Annotated in this window: 8 protein-coding genes; all 8 read left to right on the plus strand. The window is 36.2% G+C overall.

Features of this window, described 5'->3' with window-relative positions; translation table 11 throughout:
- On the plus strand, positions 1-906 hold a 906-nt coding region (locus AC1DPQ_RS11325), incomplete at its 5' end, for a pectate lyase family protein (protein ID WP_477609322.1).
- A gap of 78 nt (positions 907-984) precedes the next feature.
- Complete coding sequence (locus AC1DPQ_RS11330) at positions 985-2,139, plus strand: glycosyltransferase family 4 protein (RefSeq protein WP_477609324.1); 1,155 nt, start codon at positions 985-987, stop codon at positions 2,137-2,139.
- A gap of 52 nt (positions 2,140-2,191) precedes the next feature.
- Positions 2,192-2,995, plus strand: a complete 804-nt coding sequence (locus AC1DPQ_RS11335) for a phytanoyl-CoA dioxygenase family protein (RefSeq protein ID WP_477585674.1) — start codon at positions 2,192-2,194, stop codon at positions 2,993-2,995.
- Positions 2,996-3,006: 11 nt separating this feature from the next.
- Positions 3,007-3,978 (plus strand): hypothetical protein, encoded by a 972-nt coding sequence (locus tag AC1DPQ_RS11340; RefSeq protein WP_477609326.1) that lies wholly within the window; start codon positions 3,007-3,009, stop codon positions 3,976-3,978.
- Positions 3,975-4,469 carry a GNAT family N-acetyltransferase gene (locus tag AC1DPQ_RS11345; protein WP_477585654.1) on the plus strand — a complete coding sequence of 165 codons (495 nt, stop codon included), beginning with the start codon at positions 3,975-3,977 and terminating at the stop codon, positions 4,467-4,469. Before AC1DPQ_RS11340 ends, AC1DPQ_RS11345 begins: the two co-directional genes overlap by 4 nt.
- Before the next feature lie 39 nt (positions 4,470-4,508).
- Entirely contained in the window at positions 4,509-5,546 is a 1,038-nt protein-coding gene (locus AC1DPQ_RS11350; RefSeq protein WP_477609328.1) for a GNAT family N-acetyltransferase, read from the plus strand.
- A 30-nt stretch (positions 5,547-5,576) separates the two neighbouring features.
- Positions 5,577-6,635, plus strand: coding sequence for a GNAT family N-acetyltransferase (locus AC1DPQ_RS11355; RefSeq protein WP_477609330.1), 1,059 nt, complete (start codon positions 5,577-5,579; stop codon positions 6,633-6,635).
- Between the two features lie 31 nt (positions 6,636-6,666).
- On the plus strand, positions 6,667-7,831 hold a 1,165-nt coding region (locus AC1DPQ_RS11360; RefSeq protein ID WP_477609332.1), incomplete at its 3' end, for a nucleoside-diphosphate sugar epimerase/dehydratase.

A 7,831-nucleotide genomic window follows, 5' to 3' on the forward strand; every position in this document is an offset into this window, starting at 1 on the left:
CCTGCAAATACAACTATAAATGTAGCCTTAGTAGGTTATGCTTTAGTAAATGGTAAAACAACAGGTGGCCAGGGTGGTGTCGAAACTACAGTAACAACCCTTGATCAATTAAAAGCAGCTGTTGGTGATAACATTACACGTACTATTTATGTAAGTGGTACCATTAAAGGCGCTGGTAAGGATATTGTTTATGTAAAATCAAACAAATCTATTATTGGTAGATCTGGAGCTGTTATTGAGGGTGTGAATCTATTTATTTATACAGTAAGTAACATTATAATTCAGAACATCACTTTTAAAAATTACGTAGAACAGGCAGCAGTGCAAATCAAAGATGCTGCTCACCATGTTTGGGTAGATCATTGCGATTTCTCTACAGATCGTACTCATGGCTGGGAATATTGGGGTAAAGATATTTGCATTACCAGAGAATCTGATTATGTAACTGTTTCCTGGAGTAAATTCCACGATACCAACCTATCAGTACTAATTAGTGGTGGTATCGAAGGTCACGAAGCAGATAAAGGTAAATTACATGTAACCATGCACCACAACATGTGGTACAATATTACCGAAAGAGAGCCATCAATGAATTATGGTAGTGTACACATGTTTAACAACTATCACCTTAACAACTCTGGTTACTCTATTGGTACAAGAGCAGGTGGTATAGTGAGAACAGATAATGAGTATTTCTCAAATTGTGTTAAACCATTAACTACAAAAGTGGCAAGTGATCCGGAAGGATATTTTAGCGGTATTACCACCAATATTTACGATAAATGTGGTGCAAACAATATAACAACGGTAGTTTCTACCTGGGTTCCAGAGTATGAGTATGCATCATTCCTTAACGATGCGGCGAGTGTGCCTGCAATTGTTACGGCAAATGCTGGTGCCAGGTAGGTAAAGCAAAACCTTCATATTTTTTCTGTAATAAGCCACCTGGATAGGTGGCTTTGCAGTTTAAATTAAAATTTTGACATGATGAATATAACAAGTAAAAAGATTTTTATCGTTTGCGACTCTTCCAGATCCCTGCTCGATTTTAGAGGGAAGCTGATCGAAAAAATGCAGCAACATAACCAGGTTTTTGTGTTTACACCAAAAATTGAACAAGAATCTGTTCGGAGTAAACTGAAAGAACTGAATGTAATTACCTACGAGAGTAAATTAGATGGTAGTAATGTTTCTATCATATCCGATTTAAGGTTTATCTTTTCGCTATATAAACTCATCAGGCAAATAAAACCTGATATTTTTTTCCCCTACACCTTTAAACCTGTTATTTACGGCTCTTTTTTAGCTAAAATATGCAAGGTTAAACTAATTGCCCCCATGCTTACTGGCTTGGGTTATAACTTTACCGATAATTCATCCGGTAATAAACTAATTGTTAAAATAACAAGGTTATTACTAAAACTAAGTCTGAAACCCAATCCACGTTTAAATATTATTTTTCAGAACAAAGACGATTCTCAACGCTTAATCGATCTGAAGATCCTGAATAAAAAACACCAGGTTTATGTGGTTAACGGATCGGGGGTAGATTTAAGTCATTATCACTATTCTAAACCAAGCACCTCGCCCATAACCTTTTTAATGGTATCGCGGCTCATTAATGCAAAAGGCATTAAAGAATATTACGATGCCGCTAAATTAGTTAAGCAAAGGTTTCCGCAAGCCGTTTTTAAACTCATTGGACCATACGATCCGAATATTGACGCCATTGCACCCGAGCTGTATCAAAAAATTGCGAGTGGAGATACGATTCAATACATCGGACAGGTTGATGATGTGCGTCCAGATATAGAGCGCTCTTCGGTAATGGTGCATCCTTCTTATTATGGAGAAGGCGTTCCACGCTGTGTGCTCGAAGGAATGGCCATAGGCAGGGCAGTAATTACCTGCGACTCTGTAGGGTGCCGTGAAACTGTTAATAACGACCTTAAGCAGGCCAATGGATTTCTTATCCCGATTAAAGATGCCGGTGCACTAGCCAATAAAATGGAATATTTTATTAATAACAGTGATGATATTATTGCTTTTGGAAACAAAGGGCATGAATTTGCAAAAACAAAGTTTGATGTGAATATCGTGAATGCAGAACTCTTTAAGATTATGCATTTACAGGCTTAACCAACCTTTGCACACCAATAACTAACCAAATAAATAAACTAAACCTAAAATTGTGAACAATACATTTATTTACAAACGAGCCACTTTAGCCGACTTTAGGGAAGCTATTGATGAGTATGGATGGGTTGTATATGAAAAGGCAATCAATCAGAAATTAATTTCAGAAATAACCACAGGTTTCGAAACTTCTTATCTGTTAAGAAGAGAAATACAGGTTTTAAATGGAATTGAAGAAAATATGGAGGGAACATTACATCATTTGCTTGAGAAAGATAATTTCGCTATCGAGCTTTTGAGTAAATTGTACTGCCACAGAGAAATCCGTGATTTTTTGGGCGGAAACTACATTCTTAATGGGATAAATGGAGTAATTAACACCAAGAAGGCCAAGTCTTATATTCAGAATATCCATCGCGATGTACGTACATTTTCCGCTGAATCTAAGTTTATGATCCAGATGATTATTGTGCTGGATGATTTTACCATTTTTAATGGCGCCACACACTTTTTGTCGGGTTCTCATAAATTAGATATTAAACCCGAAGAAAAGCACTTTAAAGCTTTCGCTAAACAAGCTATTGCCAAAAAAGGAAGCATTATATTATTCGATTCCAATATCTGGCATGCAGGGGGGATTAATTTCACCCGCAAACAGCGTAGAGCTTTAACCTTAGGTTTTACCAAACCTTACATCAAACAACAATTCGATTATCCCAGATTTTTGGGATACGAATTTGGCGAAAAAATAGATAGCGATTTAAGGCAGATTATTGGTTACAACGCCAGGGTACCTGCCAGTTTACAGGAATATTACAGACCTGTAGAAAGCAGAATGTATAAAGCAGATCAAGGGTAGAGGACAAAACGATGGAAACAGAAACGCACTCACCCAAAACGATAGGTGGCTACATCCCGCTAGAATTATCAAAAGGGGAACTTTATTACCCTGATTTAATTGCACTTAATACCGGCAGAAATGCACTGGAGTATGTGTTAAGGACAAGAAAATACTCCACCATATATCTTCCATACTATACCTGCGAGGTTTTGCTAGAACCGCTACAAAAGCTAAATGTACAATATCACTTTTATCATATAGATGAAGATTTAGATCCGGTAATAGATTTTGAAATAGGCGAACATTGCTGCTTACTTTACACCAATTACTTCGGACTTAAAACGGAAACCRTTAAAAAGCTGGCTAAAAAAATCAAGAACCTGATTATAGATAATGCCCAAGCATTTTTTTCTAAGCCGGTAAACAATTGCGATACCTTCTACTCATGCCGCAAGTTTTTCGGCGTACCCGATGGCGCCTATCTTAATATCTCTAAAACATTGGGTTTAAATTTAAAACAGGATCAATCAACAGATCGGTTTGCTCACCTGATTAAAAGTATCGATATCAATATTGAAGAGGGCTATGCCGATTATATAGAAAACAACAAGCAGCTGTGCAATAACGAAATCAAAAAGATGTCGGTATTAACAAAAACCATTCTTTCCAGCATCGATTACGATAAGTGCGCCGATATCAGAAGAAAGAACTTTGCTTATCTGGATGAGCACCTGGGGCAGGAAAATATTTTGAGGCTAAATTTTTCTGAAGAGGATGTGCCGATGGTTTACCCACTTCTGGGAGAAGATCCATCTATTAAACAGCAGCTCATCAATCAAAAAATATTTGTAGCCACCTATTGGCCTAATGTTTACGAATGGGCACATGTTGATAGTTATGAATACTTTCTGGCTAAACATCTTGTTTCGTTACCAATTGATCACCGCTACAGCATAACCGATATGAAAGTAATTGTTAAAGCTTTAAAACCGCTCATATGAACACTCAGATTTACCTAAGGCCATTAGCGTTAAAAGATGCAGATGTGTCGTACAAGTGGAGAAACGATCCTGAAGTGTGGTCGTACACCAAATTTGTGTTAAAAGAGCCAATTACCGCCGAAGTTGAAAAACAATGGCTATTAAATAAACTAAATCTGACCAACGAAAAACGTTTTGCCATCTGCGTAAAAAACACCAATGAATACATTGGCAATATTCAGTTGCTCGATATCGGAAACGATAGTGCAGAATTTCACCTCTTCATCGGCGAAAAGAAATACTGGGGGAAGGGCATAGGCTATAATGCCTCTTTAATGTTGTTAAAATATGCCTTTTATAACCTTAACCTTAAACACATTTTCTTAGAAGTACATTCAGATAACCTGGCTGCTTATTCTATTTATAAAAAAGTAGGCTTTCAACCTGTTTCACAGCAGGAAGATTTCATAAAAATGGTAATTAATTCATCTGTTTTACTTGCCACAAACTAAACTAGTTACTTTAAATCTACCCTAATTTAATAGCTCGAAATGAGAAAGATTATTACAATTGATGATAAACAAGAATGGTCTGCATATGTAAAGCGTGCTTTGCATTACGATTTTTATCACACCTGGTATTATCACTCTTTAGATAAAAGTGGTTTACCTATACTGTTTGTGTATGAGGAAGGCGAAAATTACATTGCATTCCCACTTTTGAAGAGAAACATTCCTGGTTCCGATTTTTTTGATTTTACATCGGTTTATGGATATACAGGGCCTATTTCAAACATGGACTTCAATTCTTTGGACGATGATTTTATGGAACGCTTTAAAAATACATTCATAGCGTATCTCGAAACTGGTCAAAATGTAACCGTTTTTTCCAGATTGCATCCGTTTTTTAATCAGGAAAGGTTAATGGAGAAGTTTTCTGGAGTATATGCCAATGGAAAAACAGTGGCAATCGATTTAACCACAACCATTGAAAGTCAAAGGGCAGGCTACCGAAAAAGCGTAAAAGAAAAAATCAGGCGGTTACGAAAGCGCGATTATGAAGTCCGAATTTCGACCGATATTAATGATGCGGGTATATTTTCTGAAATATATACCGAAAATATGATTCGAATAGGCGCAAAAGACCATTACCTTTTTAATAATGCCTATTTCGTTGCGCTACTTTCTTCTGATGAATTTGATAGCAAGCTTTTTTTGGTGTATAAAGATGGGATAGCCATATCTGGCGCCATAGTAGTTTGTACCAAAGAAATTATGCAGGTGCACCTTTTGGCTACCAGAACCGCTTACCTGTTCGAATCGCCAGCTAAATTATTAACTGATGAAATTACCATAATTGGTAGACAATTAGGATATAAATACTTTAACCTGGGTGGGGGTGTTAATTTTAAAGAAGATAACCTTTTTGGTTGGAAGATGGGTTTCTCTAATTTATRTTTCGAATTTAATAGCTGGCGGTATATTGCCAATAATGAATTATACAATGCACTTTTAAACGAAAGATCGCTAGATCCTTTTTCGACTGTTGATTTTTTTCCACTCTACCGTAGTCCTATAATTGCTTCGTAATTAATTATTATTTCTTTTAATAAAATGGATATGCTGATTGAAAATAATGCTGCGGGCACTACTTTGCAATTAACTTTAGCGCAAAAAGACGATTGGGTAAAGTATATTAGCTTGGCTGTCGATTATGATTTTTATCATACCTGGCACTATCATGCTATGGCAACTAACGGAAGGCCCATTTTATTTGTGTATTGCGAAGCCAATAATTTTATTGCTATGCCTTTATTGGAACGTGCAATCCAGGATACGCCATATTACGATCTGCATTGCGTTTACGGATATTCAGGTCCTGTTTCTAACCTGAAATTTACCGATATGAGCGATAGTTTGAAAGAAAATTTTCTAAATGCTTTTTCAGCATTCTTATATAAAGGCAGCTATGTTTCTGTTTTCTCCAGGCTTCACCCTTTTTTTGATCAAAATATGCTGTTACAAAAAACTGATAGCATATATGAAAATGGAAAAACAGTTGCCATTAACTTACAACAAAGTATAGAAGAGCAGCGTAAACGGTATAGGCAAACAACGAGAGATAGCATTAAGAAATGTAGAAAGTTTGGTTATATTGCTGTTGAGGCTGCCAGTCAGGAAGATATCGCTGCTTTCACGAAGCTTTATCAATCTAATATGAACCGTATTAGTGCTGCTGATTTTTATCTTTTTACTGAAGAATACTTTACCAAGCTTGTTCAGGCTACAGAATTCGACTGTAAGTTAATCCTGGTTTATTCGAACGATGATTTAGTTTGTGGCAGTATAATTATGTGTACCAATAGCATTATAGAAGGACACTTAATTGCCACTAATGCCCATTATCTTAAAAATTCTCCAGCTAAATTCTTGGTCGATGAAATTAGTGAGTTAGGTCGCAAATGGAAGATGAAATACTACCATTTAGGTGGTGGACTTGGTTATAAAGAAGATTCGCTATTTGAATGGAAACTGGGTTTTTCGAGTATGGTTTTAGATTATTGCAGTTGGCGTTTTATTGCCAATAAAGCCGTTTACAATCAGTTGGTAGAAAAATCGGGTAACCAGTTACATACCGATATAGACTTTTTCCCCCTCTATAGAATGATACCTCAATAAACTTTAAACAAATATTTAATGATTCTCAATTATGAAAAATTTCTTCTTTCCAGACAGAGCACACTCAAGGTGGTTAATTTTATTGATTGATCAGATGATCGTTGTATGGACATTGTTTATATCCATTGTATTAACCAATACATTAAACTACACCGACGTTTTTAACTCAGGCAATGCAGTTTACGTGGCACTTTATTGTTCCATCGCTGCAGGTGTTTTCATTTCACTAAGAATACACACCGGTATTATCCGTTATTCCAATACCGAAGATATTTTGAGGGTCTTCCTTGCGGTTTTTGTAACCAGCTTACTCTTTGTTAGTGTAAATAAAATACTTTCACAACGTTTTCAATTGCTTTGGCATCAAATGGATAAGGCATTGATATTGAACTTTTTTATCTCCTCATCGCTGCTTATTCTCATGCGTATTTTGGTAAAAGGAGTGTTTTTATTTTTTAAAGAACTCAAATCAGAAACCAAAGAGAATATTCTGATTTATGGATCAGAAAAAAAAGCGATTCTCATCAAAAAAGCAATAGAACAGAATGGAGATTCTAACCTGAACATCATTGGCTTTGTTGATGATAACAGAGATCGGGTTGATAAATACCTCGAGCAGAAAAAAGTATACCACTCTTGCTCGGTAGCGTTATTAAAAGAAAAACACAATATAAAAAAGATACTTTTTGCAGAAGATGCACTAAACACTTTAAATAAAAAGAAAATTATCGATATCTGTGTTAACGAAGGTATGAAAGTAATTATGGTGCCACCATCAGATAAATGGTTGTACGGGAAGTTGGATTCGCACCAATTACGTGATCTGAAAATTGAAGATCTGCTGGAACGTGAACCGATTAAGCTCAATAAAAAGAATATTCTTAAAGATTTAAGCGGTAAATGTATTTTAGTTACAGGCGCTGCGGGTTCTATCGGATCGGAGATTGTTCGGCAGGCCTTACAGTACAATCCTAAATCTGTAATTCTCTGCGACCAGGCAGAAACACCGCTTCACGATTTAAAACTCGAACTGGAAGATAACTTCCAGGACGCGAACGTGAAGATATTTATGGCCAATGTGCAGAATTTAAACCGGATCAGAACATTATTCGAACTCTATAAACCTGAAATTGTTTTCCATGCTGCGGCTTACAAACATGTTCCCATGATGGAGAATAATCCAGCTGAGGCCATTT

The sequence above is a fragment of the Pedobacter sp. 01T416_2 genome, from assembly GCF_056398925.1.